The sequence below is a fragment of the Microbulbifer rhizosphaerae genome (assembly GCF_014191725.1).
Taxonomy (GTDB): Bacteria; Pseudomonadota; Gammaproteobacteria; order Pseudomonadales; family Cellvibrionaceae; genus Microbulbifer; species Microbulbifer rhizosphaerae.
Genome location: NZ_JACHWZ010000008.1, coordinates 1 through 20,395 on the forward strand (window position 1 = coordinate 1; position 20,395 = coordinate 20,395).

The 20,395-nt window shown below is 61.7% G+C and carries 9 protein-coding genes; all 9 read right to left on the minus strand.

The features are described from left to right. A partial coding sequence (locus tag FHS09_RS09610; RefSeq protein ID WP_183459247.1) for an Ig-like domain-containing protein occupies window positions 1-2,993 on the minus strand: 2,993 nt, incomplete at its 3' end. Window positions 2,994-3,132: 139 nt separating this feature from the next. Further along, window positions 3,133-6,273 carry an outer membrane protein assembly factor BamB family protein gene (locus FHS09_RS09615; RefSeq protein ID WP_183459250.1) on the minus strand — a complete coding sequence of 1,047 codons (3,141 nt, stop codon included), beginning with the start codon at window positions 6,271-6,273 and terminating at the stop codon, window positions 3,133-3,135. 343 nt (window positions 6,274-6,616) lie between these two features. Beyond that, complete coding sequence (locus FHS09_RS09620) at window positions 6,617-9,205, minus strand: TonB-dependent receptor plug domain-containing protein (RefSeq protein WP_183459252.1); 2,589 nt, start codon at window positions 9,203-9,205, stop codon at window positions 6,617-6,619. 382 nt (window positions 9,206-9,587) lie between these two features. Further along, window positions 9,588-10,532, minus strand: a complete 945-nt coding sequence (locus FHS09_RS09625) for a DUF4340 domain-containing protein (RefSeq protein ID WP_183459254.1) — start codon at window positions 10,530-10,532, stop codon at window positions 9,588-9,590. A gap of 153 nt (window positions 10,533-10,685) precedes the next feature. Continuing rightward, on the minus strand, window positions 10,686-13,589 hold the full coding sequence (locus tag FHS09_RS09630; RefSeq protein WP_183459257.1) for a Gldg family protein: 2,904 nt from the start codon (window positions 13,587-13,589) through the stop codon (window positions 10,686-10,688). Beyond that, window positions 13,579-14,517 (minus strand): ATP-binding cassette domain-containing protein, encoded by a 939-nt coding sequence (locus tag FHS09_RS09635; RefSeq protein WP_183459259.1) that lies wholly within the window; start codon window positions 14,515-14,517, stop codon window positions 13,579-13,581. Before FHS09_RS09635 ends, FHS09_RS09630 begins: the two co-directional genes overlap by 11 nt. Before the next feature lie 557 nt (window positions 14,518-15,074). Beyond that, window positions 15,075-17,546 carry a Lon protease family protein gene (locus FHS09_RS09640; protein ID WP_183459261.1) on the minus strand — a complete coding sequence of 824 codons (2,472 nt, stop codon included), beginning with the start codon at window positions 17,544-17,546 and terminating at the stop codon, window positions 15,075-15,077. Between the two features lie 43 nt (window positions 17,547-17,589). Further along, window positions 17,590-18,789 carry an aminotransferase class I/II-fold pyridoxal phosphate-dependent enzyme gene (locus FHS09_RS09645; RefSeq protein ID WP_183459263.1) on the minus strand — a complete coding sequence of 400 codons (1,200 nt, stop codon included), beginning with the start codon at window positions 18,787-18,789 and terminating at the stop codon, window positions 17,590-17,592. Next, window positions 18,786-20,228 carry an amidase gene (locus FHS09_RS09650; protein ID WP_183459265.1) on the minus strand — a complete coding sequence of 481 codons (1,443 nt, stop codon included), beginning with the start codon at window positions 20,226-20,228 and terminating at the stop codon, window positions 18,786-18,788. The genes FHS09_RS09645 and FHS09_RS09650 overlap by 4 nt, the downstream gene beginning before the upstream one ends. Window positions 20,229-20,395: the final 167 nt, after the last annotated feature.

The following is a 20,395-nucleotide window of genomic DNA, read 5'->3' on the forward strand; positions in this document are numbered from 1 at the left end:
TGCACACTGGCGCGGTTAACCAGGGCATAGGTCCAGAAGGTGAGCACGTCGCGGCTTAAGTTCAGCGGCGGCTGCAGCAATAGCCGGTAGAGGCGTGCGGCGGTCTGGTATTCCGGCAGGTGTTGCTCGCCGGGCTGCCAGTCGAGCTCCTCCAGCTTCTCTTTGAGCAGCGAATCGTCGCTGCTTTCCCAGGCCAGTTGGTCCGGGCCCAGGATACCGCGGCCCAGGGCATAGACCTGGCTGCTGTCTACGGTGGTGAAGTACAGGGTGCCGTTGCCGGCCAGCACCGGGGTTTCCGCGATGCCGGCACCGGCGGGATAGGTCCACTGGATCGCGCCATTCTGGGCCTGCACCGCGTAGAGGACGCCGTCCATGGAACCTTGATAAAGGATACGGTTCTCGTCCAGCACCGCGGAGGCAACCAGATCACCGCCGGTCTTCAGGCGCCACTGTTCCAGACCCAGGGGGGTCAGCGCATAGAGGTTGTCGTCCAGGGAGCCTACATAGATATTGTCGTTGACCGAGTCCACCACCGGGGTGGCTTTCACCAAGTCACCGGTGGCATAGGGCCAGCCGGAGATAACGGTGCCATCTTCAGGATTGAGGGCGTAAACATTATTGCCGGAGCCCACATAGATGGTGCCGTCGACAGCCACTGCCGGCGCGGAGTCGATCTGGCTGAGGCGCTCCACCGTCTCGTTGCCGTAGGCATCGATACCCGCGCGCTCGCCGTTGGCGTTTTGCACCGAGACGTGGACGCCTTCCTTGTTGTCCAGGGCATTTTGCATGGCGACGCTCAGGGGCAGCCATGCGTAGGTGGCGGGGTCCAGCTCCTCTTCGGCGCCCACCCTGACCGGGGGCCGCCAGGTAATTGCAGCGGGGCTGAGCAACTCCCGGCCGCCAGTTTGCAGATCCGTAAGGGTAAAGGCGGAATCCGGGTCTATACCAGTGCCCTGGATCTTCAGGCAGTGGCCGTTGCAGTTTGCATCGTCGGCAACGGGGTCGGCAGTCAGCAGGTTGGGCGGCTGTACATTAAAGGTGACAACTTCCCCCTCGGCGCTACAGTCGAAGGCGTTACAGGCTCTGACCTGATAGCTGTAGGTGCCCGGCGCCTTATCTTTGAGGGTCAGTTCCGTCGTCAGACTGTTAGTGAGCGCCTGCCACTCCGCCGGAGAATCGACACCGCCGGTTTTTTCCTCCAACCGGTAATACTTGGGTTTGGGTTCGCTGGTGACGGACTCCCAACTCAAGGTATGAGCGCCGGTAAAGTCGTAGCCCGCCCGCGCGGGCACGGCCGAGAGTCCGCTGGGCGCCTGGGGCGCGGAGAGCACCACGGAAAGGGCAATTTCCCCACTGAAGTCGCCGCAGCCGGCGGCGTTGCAGGCGGCCACCCGGTAGCGGTAATGCCCCTGACTCTGGTTGGGCAGATAAGCTGAGGTAACACCGTCGGGAGTGGCGATATCCTTAAACTGAGTATCCACACCCTCCTGCAATTGTTGCAGTTGATAGTCATCGGCACCGGCCACGGGATTCCAGGACACGGTGTAGAAACCGGTGATATTGTCGGGAATTGGGGCCAACTGGTCGTCGATCTTGAGCTGGGTTGGAGGCGAGGGCGGTTGCAAAGCTTCAACCACTACCCGTTGCGTCTGGGAAGATGCCAAGGCGTCCTCGTTGTCCGCAGCCTCGACATGAATATCGTAATTGCCGGCGGCGCCGGGCGACCAGGTTTTTTCGTAAGGCGGCGAGGATAACCGGCCCAGGCTGCTGCCGTTTTCAAAGAACTCCACCCAGGCGATGCTGCCATCACTGTCGCTGGCGCTCGCCTTGAGCGTGAGAGAATCGTGATCCGTAATGTTTCCCGGCAGGGATTGCAGCAAAACCAACGGCGGCTGGTTTTCTTCAATATCCACAATGATACCACCTGCCGAACCGCTGACCGCGCCCAAGGTATCCTTTGCCTTGACGGTAATCGTCACAGGCCCTTCATTGGCGGGGGTTGTCCAGTTGTAGCGATAGCAATTGTGAGTACTAATGCATTCCTGTTTGTCTACGGCCCGGCCCTCGCCCAACCGGTTGCCGTTGCCGTAGAAAACCACTTCGGCAATACCGTTCGAATCAGTGGCAGTGGCGCGCAGGGTAAAAATTTCTCCCGGGGCGGCAGGAACCCGCTTGCTCGGACTATGTAGCTCGACCGTTGGTGGATTGTTTAACGGCACATGAACCACAACGACATCGCTGAAATCGCCACACTCCCGATCATTACAGGCACTGACTTGATAGGAGTAGCTGTGCCCATCTTCCCGGGGACTGCCGCTTGTAGTGAAACTCCGCGTTAAACCAGCCGATTTTCCTTGAACTGTATTCCAGCCTTTGCTGTCTTTTTTCTCTTGAAGGATATAGTAGGTGATATCCCCGGAAGGTTTATTCCAGCCTATGGTGTAAACGCCGTCGACGTCCCGGTTATTCGACGGAAAGGTATTGATCGTCGGCTTTTTCGGTTTTTCCGGCTTGTTGACAATAATGGTTTTGGGGACGGAGGTCTCACTATCTGAGATATTCCAGGTAACAGCGCCGGTAAAGGAGTCTCGATTCCACCAGTAAATTACCGAATAGACCCGGTAATCATAGGTGCCGTTATCGCGCTTCAGCGCAACGGAAAGTTCAGTGATTAGTTCGTCGGGCCAGTCCGGGCGATCACTCGGTTCATGGCTGGCGATAAGGTGCCAATCCCCGCCATTAGCACGCTCATAGAGCGCAATGGAGTTTTCGTGACATAGGAAAATCTCCATAAAATCGCAAGACCACTCCTGTGTCGCCGTCACCGTGTATTCGCCGTCGATGCTCTCCGGAGCGTCATCAATGGTCAGCGTCGTCGCAGCCCACTGCGCACTGGCCGAGCCTGCACCCGCGATGCACGACAGAAACACCATTCCCAGGAGCCAATGATGAAAACTCTTGGGGCGCCAGTGGCGGATCTTGTGTGTTTGCATACGCTAACAGCCTTTCTTGTACTTTTTCCGGCCCCACCAATACCTGTGGTGGCGGCCAATCCCTGATTTGTCTGTATGTTCAAGTCGTCGAGCCGGACCGACCGGCCGACAGCGGATACCAGTCTGGGGTGGCTCTAATTTAAGGGCCGGGTGAGAGAGTCAGATCCCGGACCCATAGCAGGCGGTCGTCGGCCCCCAGTTCTGCGGTCCGCGTATCGATCGCCATCAGCCGCCGGTCGGTGGTGTGTACGATCAGTGCCCCCTGGTCGGCGGACAGTGCCGGCGCGGCAGCCACGGCCGGCACGTCCGGCAGCGAGTACTTCCAGTGCACCTGCCCGTTCTGCGCATCCAGTGCATAGACTTGTCCGGTATAGGTGGCGATATAGGCGGTGGCCTTATCGGCGCTAAGAATGGGGCCGGCAACCACGGCACCCTCGGTGTCGAAGTTCCACAGCAGTGTCTTGTCCGAGTTGAGGGCGTAGACCCGCCCGGCGCTTTCAAGGCGACCGCTGCCACTGACATTGGCACCGACGATAATGCGGTCACCTGTGATTGCGACCTTGCCCATTACCAGGCCGGCATCTTCCAGGGTCCATGCCACTTGGCCGCTGGGATCGACCTTGTAGAAGTTGCCGTCGAAGGCGCCCACATAGGCGCTGCCGTCTTCGGCTACCGCAAGGGAGGTGGCGATCTGTTCCTTGACGGGGATCGTGGGGGTAGTCCACAGATCCGGCGGAGGTGGCAGGTCGAGGGTGACGGTGAGGCTTTGGGTGGCTTCGCCGCCGGGACCGCTGGCTTCGAGGGTGTAGCGGGTGGTGATCTGCGGGCTGACTTGCAGGGCGCCCGGGCTTTCCAGGTCTGCCTGGGCTTCGCTCCCGGCGTCGTTGCTGAGGGTTATTGTATCGGCGCCTTTGACCCGCCAGCGCAGTTCGACAGTCTGGCCCCGGCTTTCTAGGGTGTTCGGCGAGGCGGCGAAGGTTTCGATGCTGAGCGGCGGGAAGCTGTTGGCATCTTCGGGATCGCTGCCCGCGGCGATTTCCTCGGCGTCGCTGATGCCGTCGTTGTCGCTGTCCAGTTGTTCGGGGGCGCAGCCGTCGGCGTTGGCGGTGTGGGTGGTCGCGGTAGCGGGGCACTGGTCGGCGTAGTCGGCGATTGTGTCGCCGTCGCTGTCGATGGCAGTGGTGACGGTGGCTTCGCTACTGTTGCCCGCCAGGTCTTTGATCGAGGCGGAGAGAGTAACTTCCCGATCCGTGGCCAAAGGTGCGGGCAGTGTGCAGTGGGCGAGGTTATCGGCTATTTCGCAAGCGGTGACAGCCGTGCCATCGGCACTGACGCTCAGGCTGCCGGTGTCCAGTGCCAGGTTGTCGGAGAGCAACAGTTGCAGCTCCGGCTGGCGATCACTCAGCAGGGACTGGTCCGCGGGGGAGACGAAGGCGATTTCCGGGGCGGTGCGGTCCAGGTTGAGGGTGACTTCCGTGCCGGCGGTATTACCGGCGAGGTCGACGACGCTGCCGCTGAGCACCTGGCCTTCTCCGTCGGCGACCAGGGTTTGCGGTTCGGAACAACCGGCGATACCGCTGAGGCTGTCGCTGCAGTGGTAGGTCACGGTGACCGGGGTATTGTGCCAGCCGTTGCTGTTGGCCTGGGACGAGAGCTGAGTCTGGATAATGGGGGCAGTGGTATCGATACTGAGTAGCGCGCTGCTGCCGGCGGTATTGCCGGCCAGGTCTGTGGCGCTCGCCGGGATTTCCCGGTTGCGGCCCTGTTGGGATTCGACCCGGTCTTCGGGGCAGTCGACCACGCCGCTCAGGTTGTCGCTGCACTGGTAGCTGAGGGCTACCGGGGTTTTGTGCCAGCCGGCGGGGTTGGCCGGCGGGGTGATGGTGGTGACGATTTCCGGCGGCGTCAGGTCCAGTTGGATGGTGGTTTGAACTTCAGTGGTATTGCCGGCGATATCCGCGGCGGTGGCTGCAATCTGCTGGTCCGCGCCTTCCTCGCTGACCTGCTGTGCCTCGGGACAACTGGCTACGCCGCTCAGGGTATCTGCACAGGTATAACCGATGGTGACGCTTTCCCGGTGCCAGCCATTGTCGTTGGCGGGCGGATCGATTTCGGCCAGCAATTGCGGTGGGGTCTTGTCCAGGCTGACGGAGAGCTGGGTGCTGGCACTGTTGCCGGCCTTGTCCACCGCGGTGCCTTCGATCAGCTGTTCCGCGCCTTCTTCCTCAACCACGACGGGATCGCTGCAACTGGCGATACCGCTCAGGCTGTCGCTGCAGGCAAAGGAGACGGTGGCATCGGTATTGTGCCAGCCGGCACCGTTGGCCGCCGGGTCCACCGCCGCGACAATCTGCGGCAGGTCGTTGTCGACGCCGACGATTTCCAGTTGTACGCCGCTGTGCCAGTGGCCGTGCAGCTTGACGGTCAGGGTGTTTTCCAGGGCAAGGGACAGGGGCAGCTGGATCTCCGTCTCTTCCTCACAGGACCGGCCAAAATCCGGGCGCCAGGGAGCGTGTTTGTTTTTGTTTTTGTGTTTGTTTTTATGCTGCCCTTTCCCCGGATGTCCTTTCCTACAAAAGGCTTTTCCCCACCCAAAATCTTTGGGGCTCAATAATTCGCGGCCGTTCAGCCACAGCCAGCCAGCGCCGACTGGGTGCAAGTCTCCTGCCCCATTGTTCAAACGCAATAAATAGTGCGCACCGGCCACGGGAGCTTCAAAGGTAAGTTCCTGTTCCTGGGGCCAGCCGAAGACGGGGGTGAATGTGTGCGAGCCGCTGAGGGGGAATTCGTTGAAATAGGGGTTTTCGTCGCCGATGCTGAGCACTTCCAGGCGCAGCCCGCGCCCGGGGCGGCCGTGCAGCTCGACAGAAAGCTCGTTGGCCAGTTCGAGATCGAGGGGAATCTCTACCGGAGCCAAATCACCATTGCCCCCGTCGCGGCAGTGATGCTGCCAGAAAGGGCAATTGAAAGCGGCGGCGTACCGTCCGGCTTTCCAGCGCAATGCGGCGAGATTGGCCACTTTTTTGTGATTGACGGTAATCCAGCCGGAGTCCACCGGCTCCAGCTCGCCGGGGCCGTTGTGAATGCGCAACAAGTAGTATTGGCCGGGCGCGGGGGCATCAAAGGCGATCAGTTCCCGCTGGGGACGACCGCGCTCGCGGGTGAAATCCTGGGGGCCGGTGAGGGAGTATTCAGTGGCAGATGCCGAAGGGATCAGGGCAATCAAACCCAATACGCACAGAAATATCCGGTGCGCGCGGAAAAGCCGTCGCGGCTGCATGTATCCCCCAAGACTTTTAAAAATTACTGCAAGCTATCTAATTGATATTGTGCTCTGTGCACGATTCAAATCGGAACAAAGTCACAAAATTAGACCACAGATAAGACCGAAATTCCAAACCAAAGAGCAGCGGAAGATGAAAAATGGCCGTCAGCTTTCAATTAGTGTGGAAACTTTAGACAAACCTGTAATTGAGGTGTAATCGGCTACAGGTTAAACAGACAGGTGAGTACGTATTGGACAGATATGGAGGGCATCCCCGATCGGGGATTGTTCGCCTGCAAACAGGCTCCTACAAAAATACTTTGCAGGAGCCCGCTTGCAGGCGAGAGGGAAGGATGGATTAAAACTCAGCGCTGGCTCTCAGGTACCAGAAGCCACCGTTAAATCCGAAAGGCGACGTCAGGGACTGACGCACCCCCAGGAACTGCAGGGTGGGATCGGCCTCGTCATCCGGCTGTACATCGAAGATATTCTCTCCACCCAGGGCAAGCTTGTAGTTGTCCTTGATAGTGAAAGTCGCTTCCAGGTCAACCAGTAACTCGCTGCCGTAGCTGGAGGCATCGGAGGCATCTCCCGGCCCGAAGAGGCCGAAGGTGGACTCCCAGCTGCTGTACCGGTTCAGGCGCAGATAACCATTAAACAAGCCGCCGGTATCATAGGAAAAGGTGAGCGTAGTGCGGTCGCTCGGCACCTGATTTTCCAGGTCGAATACCCGCGATTCGTTGATGGTATTGGCGGCAACGCTGGTCACTTCCTGTTTGTTGTGATTGTGGCGCAAGTCCACGGTCAGCAGATTGCCGGCCAGTTCGAAGTCGCTGGTAACCGCCAGGTCGATACCGGAAACTTCCGAGTCATAGGCATTCACGAAATAGTTGGCGTTGCTGCCTTCCAGCAGAGCAGCACCTTCGATCCCCGCGTTGGTCAGCGTCTCCACTTCCGCGACACCGATGGTGTTGTTGCGCAATGCCAGACGATCTTCGATATCGATATTGTAGTAATCGATGGTCACGTTGGTGTTGTCGAACGGAGAAATCACCAGGCCGAGGGTAAAGCTCTGCGACTCCTCCGGTGTCAGCGAAACCGCACCCAGGGCTTCGGCCACCGGGTGGTTGACCGGATAAGTGCCATTGGGAATCAGGTTGCCGCTGGAATCGGAAGTGGTGGTGACGTTGAGGGTGTTCACCTGTCCCGGTGTGGGCGCGCGGAAGCCAGTGTTGGCGGTGGCGCGCACGGCAAAGTTCTCGGTGAAATCGAAACGGCCGGAGAGCTTCCAGTCGAAGGTGGAACCGAACTCCTCGAAGTCTTCATGGCGCAGGGCGGCCCCCAGGGTCAGGCGGTCGGTAATATCGGTCTCCAGGTCCACATAGCTGGCCCAGCTGTCGCTTTCGAAGCTGCCCGCAGCTTCCAGCGGGAAGCCCTGGAAACCATCGGAGCCCACACCAAATTGTGCCGCGGTGGGGCCGGATACTCTGGAAGCCTCGTCACCGGCGCCAATCTTATAGGTTTCGTTGCGCCACTCCACGCCGAATGCCAGGTTCAATGGGGAGGCGAAGGCGGCTATGTCGATGGGTTTGACGAAATCCGCGTTAACACTGGTCTCCTCCTGGGTCAGGGTGCCCGGGTTAAAGCTGGTGGGAGACAGTGCGCCCAGGCTGGGGTTGATGGAATCCTTCAACACATAACTCACCTCGTTTTCCGCAGTGCGCGCGCGCAGGTCCCAGCTAATGCCATTGGCCCATTCGCCGCGGGCACCGACCACCGCGGAGATGTCCTTGATATTGGCGCCGAACTGCGGGTTGTAACCGCCGGGGAACTGGCTGTAGATGGGGTTGCGCAGCACGTAGCCGCTGGGGCTGGAAGAGTCCGCCACCAGGTAATTGGAAGGGTCCAGGCCCTGGGCGATAATATTGGCGACCAGCGACGGCGGCGCCGGATCGGGCATAAAGTTTTCATCGGCATCCACTTGCAGGGTACCGCGGGCGGTGAATTGGTGTTCCGGGTCCAGTACCGGGCCGCGATAGAAGAAGTCGGAAATAGTCTCGTTATCCGAGTAGCCGAAGTTGCCGTACAGCTCGGTGCTGTCGCCGATCTCGTAGCCGGTATTGACGAACAGCTTGAGGGTTTCCACCTCGGGATCGCCCCAGCGCTGGCCCAGGCCGTCCAGCGGCACTTGGTCTGTGCCGACCACGCTGCCGACGAATTCCGCATCGGGGCGCGCCTCACCGCGCCAGGTCTTGTCTGCGGTGGAGTGCTCGACGGTGGTGTTGACGAAGCCCCGGTCCCCCAAACCAAAACCGGCGTTGGCGGCCACACTGGTGCGGGTGCCGTCGCCCTCGAAGTACTCGCCCCGCTGCGCGGAGACGCTGAAGCCCTCGGCGGCATCCTTGAGAATCACGTTGACCACCCCGGCGATGGCGTCGGAGCCGTACTGGGCCGAGGCGCCGTCGCGCAGCACTTCCACTCGCTTGATGGCGGCGGAGGGGATCGCGGAAAAGTCCACTGCCTGGGACCCCTGGTTGGTGGTGCCAAGGGGAGCCAGCTGCAGGTTGACCAGCGCGGAGCGGTGGCGGCGGGTGCCGTTGACCAGCACCAGGGTCTGGTCCGGTGACAGGTTGCGCAAGGTCACCGGGCGGATAAATGCCGTGCCGTCGGCAATGGGAAAGCGCTGGGTATTGAACGAGGGTGCGACTTTGGCCAGGGACTCGGTGAGGTCGAAGCTGGCCTGCCCGGAAAGGTTTTCCCCACCCACCACATCGATCGGCGAAAGCGTCTCGAGGGGGGAGACACCCTCCTTACGGGTACCGGTTACCACCACTTCCTCCACGGTATCGTTGGACGGCGTTTCCGCGGTCTGCGCCGAGCCGATGGTGGGAAATGCGAGCGCCGCAGCGATGGCTAGGGATAAAGGTTTAAAGGAATAACTGTGCATAGTATGTCCGTCCTCTCTCATTATTCATTATGGAGTCGAACATCGCGCCTCGTCTTACCCCGAGACAAATAGCACGATGTCGTTTAATAGATTTTATTGTTTGTCACGCGAAGGCGTTTGGGGAGAATATTGCAATCGGGTGGAGGCTTCAATTGATTGTTTGTGGCTGGGCAAAATGCCAATAATGTCACAGTGATTCTGCTGAGCCTCTGGGGGCTGGGGGAGATTTGGAAGGTCGAAAATAGAGTGTAGGAGCGGCCGTTGGCCGCGATCGATCTGTGATTTGAACCACCGTCGATCGCGGCCAACGGCGGATGGCCGCCCCGCCGCTCCTACAAGGGCGGGCCTGCGACCCGCAAGTCGAGTTGGCTATTGGCGGAAATCAGCTCTTGGTGGCCTCCTCATTCTCCTCGCTTCCCTCCGCTGTCTGCTGCGACTCGCCCTCTGCCTCTGACGTCCGTACCAGTTGCGGCCGGCGCAGGTCGGCGATGCGCTCGTAGTCATAGCGGCTCAGTTCGAAGAGCTGCTCCCGGTCACTGCGGCGCACGAAATATTTTTCGTCCGCGCGCAGGAACTGGTAGCTGAGCTCGCCGCCCCCTGTGGCGACTCGAATTTCCAACGGCTCCGCTTCCGGCATTTCCTCTGCGGGTTTTTGTATCCGCAGGCCGGAAAAGGCACTGGCCAATTCCCGTGCCTTGTCCACATCAAGCTCACCATCGCCGGCGACAAACTGCCACTCGCCGTCGACTTTGCGCAGCTGGTAGTCGGGCCCGCTGATCGACTCCGGTTCCCCGGCCGCCAGCAGTTTTTTGTCCAGCCACTCCTCGCCCTTGGCGGGCATTTCGTAGCTGTTCAGCTCCACCGCGTAGATGGCATCGTCGCCGGCACGGCGCAGGTGCACCCAGCGGAAGCCCGGTGAGGTGCCGATAAAAAATTCCGCCACCACTTCGCCGTCGCTGTACAGTCGCAGCCGCTTCTGGAATTTTTCCTCGCCCACCTCGAAGCGCTCGCGGGCGGAACTAGTGGTAGCCACCGGCCAGCCGCTGCGCATCTCTGCAAGTTTGTCCAGCAGGCCATCCAGTTTGGCGGCGTCCACCGGCAAGCTGTGCAGTTCCGGCAGCTGCCATTCGCCAGCATTTTTCTGCAGGGTGACGGAATTGTCGTCGGCGCTGATTTCCAGTCTCTGCAGTTGCTCCTGCTGCAGGGCCAGCAGTGGTTCGCTCTGTTGCTGCAGTTCCTGCTGGCGGTGTTCCCGCCAGAAGAGCCCGGCGGCCAGCACCAGCTGCAGGGCGAGAAATCCACTCAGATAAAATTGCAGTTTTTTCATGGCTTTTTTCCTTCTAATTTGTAATTACTCACTGCGTAGGAGCCTGCTTGCAGGCGAACAGAACGGAACTCCGTAGCCATTCGGCTGCAAGCAGGCTCCTACAGGGAAGCTTTTGCAGGTTCCCTATGGGTGAGTAGTTACTTTAATTTCGCCTTATCCCGCCAACAGTTGACGGTAGCGGCTCTGCCGCGCGCGCTTGCGCAGCTGCTGCACAATCGCCACCAGCGCCAGGGCGAGGGCGGCACAGATATAGTTCAGGTATTCCCAGAACAACTGGGTACCGTGTTCCATAGGTGGCAGGGTGCGGTTGAAATGGCTGCGGGAGCGGATGCTCAGCAGCCCCGCATCCTCCAGCGCCCAGTCCACACTGTTGGCCAGCAGCTGCAGGGTATTCAGGTATTCACTGCCCGCCGCGGAGCCGCTCATGCGCACCACCTGGTCGCGCAGGAAGTCGTTGGAAGAGAAGAGAATAATGCGCGCGGATTCCGGCGAACGGCCGATCAGCGACGGCAGGGTCTCCAACTCGCCGGCCTTTTGCCCTTCGGTTTCCTCCGCATTCTCTTCCTCCGTTTTTTCCTGTGCCGCCAACGGCGAAGTCTTGCCGGCGAAGTAGGAATCGAACCGGCCGGCGCTGATCACACCAAGCAGTTGCGCGCCCTGCTCCCCTTGCGGTTTGAAACCGCTGACCGCGCCGTTTTCCAGCCGCGGCATCACATCGGTGGAAGTGGACAGCCAACTGCCCGCGGAGCTTTTCAGCAGTTCGGTAACCTGACGCCCGCCCTGCTTCTCGCTGTCCACGCGGATGGGCGATGCCCAGCTCAGGGTGGCCTGGGGCAGGCCGGCGGTGATGGGGCTGCCGCCGTTCAGTCCCTCTCCGCGCACGTCGACGAAATAGGGGTAGTCGAGCATGCGCAGCTCCTGCATCTGGAAGCCGCCGATATTGCGGTTGACCGGCACGGGAAAGGCGCTGTTCTGCGGGTCCAGCACCAGTTTCTTGTCGATGTCGAGGCCGTTGTGGACGAGCCATTTTTCCAGGCCGCTGGTCACCGGGGACAGGCTCAGGCTGCGGTTGCTGAGGCTGGCGCTATAGGGCGAGGTGACGGCGACCACGGTACCGCCCTGCATCAGGAACTGGTCCACCGCGAACAGCTGCTTCTCATCCAGGTTTTTCGGCGCGAGCAGCAGCAGGATATCCGCGGCACCGGATACCCGGCCGTCGCTCAGGTCCTCGCGCTCGATATTCAGCTCGGCGCCGAGCAGGTTTTCCAACTGGCTGAAGCTGGGTCCGCCCATGCCGAACTGCGCGTGCGTGGGATCGCCGGGCGGGGTCACCAGGGCCACTGTCTTGGTAAACCCGCTGGCAAAGCGCTTGATGCCCGCCTCCAGGTTGCGTTCCAACGTCTCTTTTTTCAGGTCGTCCAGCGGGATCTGTACCACTTGGTCGCCACGCCCCAGGGTCAGGTAGAAATAGAAGGTGTCGGTGCTGAACAGGCCCGCGGCCATCGGCTGGAAGCCGTAGTCGTCTGCGATCTGTTTGGCCACCGCGCCGCCTTCCGCGTCCGGGTCGATAAAGCGCACCTGCAGTCGCCCGCGGGCGTCTGTCTGCAGCTTTTCCGTCACTTCGTGCACCGCGCTCTTGAACTCCACCAACTGCTGCGGCAGATTTTCGTCCGCGGACACATAGGCGTTGAACACAAGTTCGCCCTTTACCGTATCGAACAGGTTGCCGCCGGCCTGGTAGCCGTGCAGCACCTTGCGGATGGCGCGGGTGACGTCCAGTTCCGGGTTGCGCAGTTGCACGTCGATATCCGCCTCGCTGGCCGCCTTGACCTCGATCAGGTCGCGGAAGCCCAGCACCTGGTATTCGTCGCCGTACTGCACCAGCACATCGAAATAGGAGCTGACGATGGAGGCCTGGTAGCGGTCCGCCACCTGCAGGGGCACCGGCGCTATGCCGTATTTCTGGTTGGCCTCCTTTTCCAGTTCCGGTTCCCGCGCCGGGTCCACGAACTCCACCCGTACCTTGCCGCCGCCGGCCACCTGGTATTCCCGCAGCAGGTCGCGCATCTGCGGCACCAGCGGCGAGAGCAGCGGGTGGGTCTTGGCGCTGAAGTAGCCGCGGATCAGCAGCGGTTCCTGCAGCTGTTCCAGGTACTGGCGGGTGGCCGGGGAAATGGAATAGAGGTTGCCGCGGGTGGCGTCCAGGCGCAGACCGTGCACCTGACCCAGCCACAGGTTGACCCCCAGGGCGTTGGCCACCAGCAGCGCGGTGACCGCGCGCCAGCGGTTGCGATTGCCGGCGTCACCGCCCGCGGACCAGCGCTCGCGCTCCAGCACCAGGGTGTTGAGGGCGAGAAATACCGCGACCATGCTCAGATAGTAATAGAGGTCGCGCAGGTCAATCACCCCGCGGGTGATGGCGTCGAAGCGCGAGCCGGTGCCCAGCAGTCGCAGCCATTCGGCGGCGGTGTTGCCGAAGAATCCGGTGACCAGCGGTGAGCCCAGCAGGTAGAAGAAACCGCACAGGGCCGAGGCCAGGATCAGGCTCACTATCTGGTTGTTGGCCCGCGCGGATACGAACAGGCCGATGCTGAGATAGGCGGCGCCCAGCAGGAAGGTGGCGAGATAGCCGGCCCACACCGGCCCCCAATCCAGTTCGCCCATCAGCGAAACCGTGACCGGCAGCGGCAGGGTGATGAGCAGCGCAATGGCCAGCAGCGCCAGGCAGGCGGCGAACTTGCCCAGCACGAAATGCCACAGCCCCGCGGGCTGGGTGAGCACATGCTCCAGGGTGCCGCTGCGCCGCTCCTCGCTCCACAGTCGCATGGTCAGCGCCGCGCACAGGAAAATCAGCAGCAGTGGCATCCACTCGAACAGCGGGCGCACGTCGGCGATATTGCGTGAGAAGAACGCCTCGCCCCAGAAAAAGACGAACAGGCCGATGGCCGCAAAGCTGGCCAGGAACAGATAGGCGATGGGCGAAGCGAAAAACAGAGTGATTTCCTTGGCGGCGATTCGGCGCACCAGGGAACCGTGAGAGAGATTGTTATGCGGCATGGCTCAGCTCCTCCTTCCCGTTAACCGCGGCCTTCTCGTTCACCTCCCGGAACAGGGCCTCCAGGTCCCGCTGCTCCGGCTGCAGACGGTAGAGTTCTCCACCGCCCTGCACTACCGCGCTGGCGACGGCGGCACCCACCGCGCGCGGATCGGCGTCGGTTTCCAGAGCGATGCAGTAATTGCCCTTGCCCGCGTCCTCCACCGAAGCGACACCGTCGATCTCCGCGATGCCGGGCGCGGCACTGGCCTCCAGCAGCAGCCGGTTCCCGCGGCGCAGCGCGTCCAGGCGCTCGTCCACCGCCAGCCGGCCGGCGCTGACGATCAGCACCCGGTCGCAGAGCGCGTCAACCTCCTGCAGGATGTGGGTGGAGAGGATCACCGTGGCCTCCCGGGAGATCTCGCGGATCAGTTCGCGCATCTGCTGGGTCTGGCTCGGGTCCAGGCCGTTGGTGGGTTCGTCGAGGATCAGTAGCCGGGGTCGGCCGAGGATCGCCTGGGCCACCCCCACCCGCTGCTTGAAACCGCGGGACAGGGTACTGATGGGGGAATCCAGCTTGGCCGCCAGTTGGGTGGCGGCTATGGCGCGGCGGATTTCCGTGCGTTTTTCGTCGCCGGTGAGGCCCTTGAGGTCGGCGGCGTAATCCAGGTAGTCCGCCACGCTCAGTTCCCCGTAGAGGGGCAGGTTTTCCGGCAGGTAACCCAATTGGCGCTGGATGCGTTTGGTATGGACGGCCAGATCCAGGCCGTCCATGCGCACGCCGCCGGCGTCCGGTTCCAGGTAACCGCTGAGCATTTTCATGATGGTGGTTTTGCCGGCGCCGTTGTGTCCCAACAGGCCGACGATCTCGCCCTTGCCAATGGCGAAGCTGACGTTGTCCACGGCCTTGAAGGCGCCGTAGCAACGGCTGAGGTTGCTGACTTCCAGCACGATGTCCTCCTTTTTTTCTAGGGTTATTCTTCTCCGGGTAGCTGCGGAATGGCGGGCTCAGCGCGGCGGAGGACGGGCCGCGAGGCGCTTGTCAGTCGAGGAAACCATTGCTCTTATTCCGGTAAAAACAAAGCTCAAACGAGTGATGGGCGGTTAGATAGGGGCGTTTGGGAAAAGTTCAAGTGGTTGGGGACTGGGGGGCTCGCCATGATTATCCGCTGTAGGAGCGGGCCGTACCCGCGATTGAACTCTCGGCTGGCGGAAAGTCCGATCGCGGCCATGGGCGGATGGCCGCCCCGCCGCTCCTACAAGGACAGCACCCTGTAGAGGCGGCCAGGCTTCTGGTGGATGATCTCCATACGGCCGGCGAGGGATCCGTCCAGATGAAAAAATTACTCGTCCAAATGAAAGAATGGTTTCGGCCAAGTGTAAATTTTTCTTGATAATGTACGGACGATCAGACTGAGGGGACCGTCGGGATGGAGCTGCGGAGCTGGAGCTCCGCGGTCCCGGGAGTGAGGGTTAAGAGACTGTTTTTCGGAAATGTAGGAGCGGAATTACTCGTAGCGGTCGCGGCCGGGGGTGTCCTCGCCGTTTCCCTTTACCGGCGGCGGTGGCAGGGCTTCCGATTCCAGCTCGCGGCGCAGCAGGTGGGAGCGGGTTTCCTCCAGTTCGTGCAACCGCTGCTGAACCCGACCATTAAAGGAGTGCTCCGGGAATGCCCCCCGCTTGTCTGCGCGGCCCACTTCCAGGCCGGTGAGCAGGACCAGTGCTTCGTCCACTTCCTTCACCGCGCAGATGGAGAATTTTTTCTCGCGCACCGCGTCGACCACCTCCTGCTTGAGCATCAGGTGCTGGATATTGGTCGCGGGGATAATCACGCCCTGGGTGCCGTCCAGCCCGCGGGCCCGGCAGAGTTCGAAGAAGCCCTCGATTTTTTCGTTGACGCCGCCCACCGCCTGCACCTGTCCGAGCTGGTTGACGGAACCGGTCACCGCATAGCACTGCCGCAGCGGCACCCGGGCGATGGCGGACAGCAGCGCACAGAGTTCCGCCAGGGAGGCACTGTCGCCGTCCACGGGACCGTAGGACTGCTCGAACACCAGGCTGACGGATAGAGACAGCGGCTGTGACGGGGCGTAGCGGTTGGCGAGGAAGGCGCCCAGTATCAATACGCCCTTGGAGTGCAACGGTCCGCCCAGTTCCGATTCCCGCTCTATGTCCACCATCTTGCCACTGCCCAGGCGCGCGGTGGCGGTGATCCGCGCGGGCCGACCGAAGGCGGTGTCCCCCAGCGGGATGATGGAAAGGCCGTTGACCTGGGCCACCTGTTCGCCGGCCACGTCGATCATCAGGATGTCCCGCTCGATCGCCTCCTGCAGCTGCTCCTGCAGCTGGCGCTGGCGGTATTCCCGCCGCTCTATGGCCTGTTGCACATGCGCCCTGCCCACCTGCCCGCTCTCTTCCCGGCGGCAGAAATAATCCGCCTCGCGCAGCAGTTCGACCAGTTGCCCGCGGTGCAGGGACAGTTTTTTTGCATCCCCGGCGAGACGTGCCGCCTGCTCGATCACCCGCGCGACCGCCTCTTTCGACAGCGGCCGCAAGTTTTCCCGCTTGGCCAGGGCGAGCATCTGCCGCGCATAGGCGGCCACGCTGTCACGCTCGCGGGTAATGTCCTCGGAGAAGTCGGCGAAGACCTTGAACAGCTGGCTGAACTCCGGGTCGTAGGTCTTCAGCAGGTAGTACAGCCAGCGTTCGCCGATCAGCACCACGGTGACGTCCAGCGGTATGGGTTCCGGCTCCAAGGTGATGGTGGACAACAGGCCCATCTGCAACTCCAGGGGCTGGATGCGGATCTCCGCGGAGCGCAGGGCCCGCTTCAGGGTCTCCCACACGAAAGGCGTCATCAGCAGGCGGCGGGCATCCAGGATCAGGCAACCGCCGTTGGCCCGGTGCAGGGCGCCCCCCTGGATCAGCATAAAGTTGGTGGACAGGGTACCCATCTGCGACTCGTGCTCGATACGCCCGAGCAGGTTGGTGTAGATAGGGTTGTCCTCGTAGACTACCGGCACCCCCACGGCCCTCTCATTGTCCACCAGGACATTGACGCGAAAGCGGGTAAATTCCGGCGAGTGGATCAGTTTGCCAAGGGAAATGCCTTCCTTTTCCCCGCGTTCGCCGGCAGCGCGAAAGTCGTCGGCATTTTCGATCGCCTCGTGCTTGATGCTCTGGATAAACTCCTGGACATGGCCCAGCCCCTGGTAGCGCTGGAGCAGCCAGTCGATCCGCTCGTCCAGGGTCAGGTGCAGAAATTCGCGATCCAGCCGCTTGAGTTCCCTGGTCAGTTTCTCGTGCCAGCGCAACGCGCGCCCGAGGGTTTCCTTGAGATCGCTGTTGACCTTTTCGATATTTTCTTTCAGCCGCTCCTGCTCCTCTTCCGGCAGTTCGGAAAATTTCTTCGGGCTGATAAATTCACCGTCGATCAGCGGCCCGATGGTATAGCCGGATGGCGTCCTCATCACGCCGATACCGAGATCTTTGGCGCGATCTGACAGTTTGCTCAGGGCCTTCTCCTCGCGGTCCTCCAGTTGCTGCTTGAGCTCATCGTGGCGAGCGCGGTATTCGTCGCTCCGGAAAATATCGGGAATGGCGGTCAGCAAATGCTCCAGTAAATTCTCGGTGTCGCGCTGCAATTGGTGCGCCGTACCGGCAGGCAGGACCAGCGCCCGGGGCCGGTGTTCCTCTTTGAAATTGTGGATGTAGCAGAGATCGGATGCGGGCTCCCGCTGCTTCGCCCAGGCAGAGACCCGTTTGTTTACCAGCGAGTGCTTGCCCAGCCCCACGGAGCCTGCAACATAGAGGTTATAACCGCCACCGGGCATATCCACCGCGAAATCCAGCGCCTCCAGGGCCCGGTCCTGACCGAACGGCCGGCTCTCCACGGCTTTCTCCGCCGCCGGCTCCAGCTCAAGCCACTCCAGGGGACAGTGCTGATACAGTTGATCCGGCGACAGCGGGGCAGGTTTCATGTGGGCGCCTGAGTTATGCAGTGATCCATTAGAAAATAGTGACTCAGCCGAAATCCTGCCGCTCCATCCACGGAATAATCCGCTCAAAAGCCAATTCGATACTCCTGATGGAGGTGGCGTAGCTGATGCGCAGGGCGTTGCGGCAGGACTCGCCGAAAGTGTCGCCGGCGATGGTACAGACGCCGGTTTCGCGCAGCAGGCGCAGGGCCACATTGTTGCCGTTCACCCCTTCCGGCAGCGCTGGAAACAGATAGAAGGCCCCCTCCGGCATATATCCTTCCAGGAATGGTGTCTGTTCCACCAGTTGTACCAGCCGGTTGCGGCGCTTTTTGTAGGTCTCGTTGATCTCGTCGATAAAGGTGCGCTCGCCTTTGAGCGCGGCCACGCCGGCCCACTGGCAGGGGGTGTTGGCCACGGTGGTGGTGAACATATGGTAGCGGCGCAGTTTGCGGATGGCGCCCTGGCTGGCGATCATCCAGCCGATGCGCATGCCGGCCATGCTGAAGGTCTTGGAGAAACTGCTGATCACCACCACGTGGTCCAGGTCCGAGCAACACGAGAGCACGCTGGCGTATTCGCGGTTGTCGTATACCAGGTGGTCGTAGACCTCGTCGCTGATCACATAGATGCCGCGGTAGGCGGCCTCCTGCACGATGGTCTCGATGGTCTCGCGGGGATAGACGGTGCCGGTGGGATTGCTGGGGGAGTTCAGCACTATGGCGTGGGTGTTGCTGTCGATGGCATCGATCACCTCCTGCGGGTCCAGTTGGTGATTGTTCTCCGCCCGCGTGGGTACGTACCGCACTTCGCCGCCGTTCATGCGGATCAACGGTGCGTACAGCATAAAGGCGGGGTCCGGCACAATAAATTCCCGCCCCGGCGCGGACATCGCGGTGAGCGCCAGGTAGATCGCCTCGGTGGCACCGGTGGTCACCAGGATATTTTCCGGCGACAACGGCCGGGCGTATCGCTCGCCGTAGTATTCCGCCAGCGCTTCCAGCAGTTCCGGCAGGCCGGCGTCCATGGTGTAGCCGGTCTGGCCCGCCTCCAACGCATCCACTGCCGCCTGGATCACGTGGGGCGGCGCCGGCGCGTCCGGTTGGCCGATGGACAGGTGAATCACATCGTCCATGGTGGCGGCCAGGTTCACCATCTTGCGGATGCCCGGTACCGGGATGGTGAGCAGCGCCGGGTTCCAGACCGGGTCCTCCGATTCGTAAAAATCGAAATCCAGGTGGCTCACGCTTTCCCCCCCGCTGCGGCATCGGCGTAAAACAGTTTCGGCCGCCTGTCGGTCAGCGGCGCCGCCTGCTGGTAAGCCTGGCCAGCGCGCAGTACCGCGACATCCTCGAAGCGCCGGCCCACCAGTTGCAGGCCTATGGGCAGGCCGTCGGAGGAGAAGCCGCAGGGCACCGAGAGCGCCGGCTGGCCGGTGAGATTGAAGGGGTAGGTGTAGGGCGTCCAGGAAGGCCAGCGGGTGCGGGGCCAGTCCACCGGCACCTCGCGACCCGCCTTGAACGCGGTAATGGGCAGCGTGGGCGTCAGCAGCAGGTCGTATTTGCGGTGGAACATCGCCATGCGCTCACACAGCGCCGTGCGCTCGTTGATCGCCGCCAGGTAGTCGAGCATGGAGAGTTGCGACGCTTTCTCCGCCACCGCCACCAGTTGGGAATCCATCAGCGCGCGCTGGCGCTTGTCGATGGTGCGCAGCGCGTTGGCGGCACCGCTGTAGAACAGGTGGCCGAAGGCCGCCAGGGGATCGTCGAACCCGGGCGCCACCTCGGTGACCTCGGCGCCCAAGGACTGCAACAGGTGCGTCGCCTTGCGCACCGCGGATTCCACCTCCGCATCCACATGCACATAGCCGAGGGTGGCGCTGAAGGCAATGCGCAGGCCGGAGAGCAACTCGCGGGGCTCCCCGGCAATGGCCGCCAGGTAATCGATATGGCGCCGGGGGATGGCATTGGTATCGCGGTCGTCCGCCTCGCTTAATACATTCATCAACAGTGCGCAGTCGGCCACAGTCCAGGTCATGGGCCCGGCGTGGGCCAGAGTACCGAAGGGACTGGGTGGCCAGTGGGGCACCTCACCGAAGCTGGGCTTCAGCCCCACCAGGCCGCAAAATCCCGCGGGTATGCGGATGGAGCCGCCGGCATCGGTCCCCAGCGCCAGCGCTCCCATTCCCAGCGGCACCGCCGCAGCGCTGCCGCCGCTGGAACCGCCGGCCGTCTTGTCGGTATCCCAGGGGTTGCGGGTCACACCGTCGATGGGGTTGTCCGTCACGCCCTTCCAGCCGAATTCGGGAGTCGTGGTCTTGCCCAAGGGCACATAGCCGTTGCGCGCCAATGCCGCCACCGTCGGCGCCTCCTTTCCCAGGGTAGAGGAGGGATTGACCGTCTTCGAGCCCTTGAGAGTGGGCCACATGGGCGTGAGGAACACATCCTTGATCGCAACCGGCACCCCGTCCAGCTTGCCTTTCGGCTCGCCGGCCAGATAGCGCTGCTCCGACTCCCGCGCAAATGCCAGAGTGGTTTCCTCGTCCACCAGACAATAGGCATTCACCGCCGGATTGCAGCGCTCGATCTGGTGCAACATGGCCCGGGCTACTTCCACCGGGGAAAAAGACTTGTCTTTATACCCGGTCAGCAACTCCGCCGCGGTCATGCGGACAAAATCACTCATCGGCATTCCCTCTTCTTCTGGCCTTATTTCCCTAGCCTAGTACGGGGTGGCGCCCTAATACGGGGCCGAGGCGCGGATTCGCGTGGACTCAACCGCCCCGATGGCCGATAATTAGATTTGTGACACAGACCTCATTTTATTGTATTTGCTTCAAGATGCAGTCAGCC

Excerpts from the sequence above, each read along its gene's own strand:
- FHS09_RS09615 (WP_183459250.1), bottom strand. The coding sequence starts at position 6,273 with ATGCAGCCGCGACGGCTTTTCCGCGCGCACCGGATATTTCTGTGCGTA.
- FHS09_RS09640 (WP_183459261.1), bottom strand. The coding sequence starts at position 17,546 with ATGAAACCTGCCCCGCTGTCGCCGGATCAACTGTATCAGCACTGTCCC.
- FHS09_RS09630 (WP_183459257.1), bottom strand. The coding sequence starts at position 13,589 with ATGCCGCATAACAATCTCTCTCACGGTTCCCTGGTGCGCCGAATCGCC.
- FHS09_RS09620 (WP_183459252.1), bottom strand. The coding sequence starts at position 9,205 with ATGCACAGTTATTCCTTTAAACCTTTATCCCTAGCCATCGCTGCGGCG.
- FHS09_RS09625 (WP_183459254.1), bottom strand. The coding sequence starts at position 10,532 with ATGAAAAAACTGCAATTTTATCTGAGTGGATTTCTCGCCCTGCAGCTG.
- FHS09_RS09650 (WP_183459265.1), bottom strand. The coding sequence starts at position 20,228 with ATGAGTGATTTTGTCCGCATGACCGCGGCGGAGTTGCTGACCGGGTAT.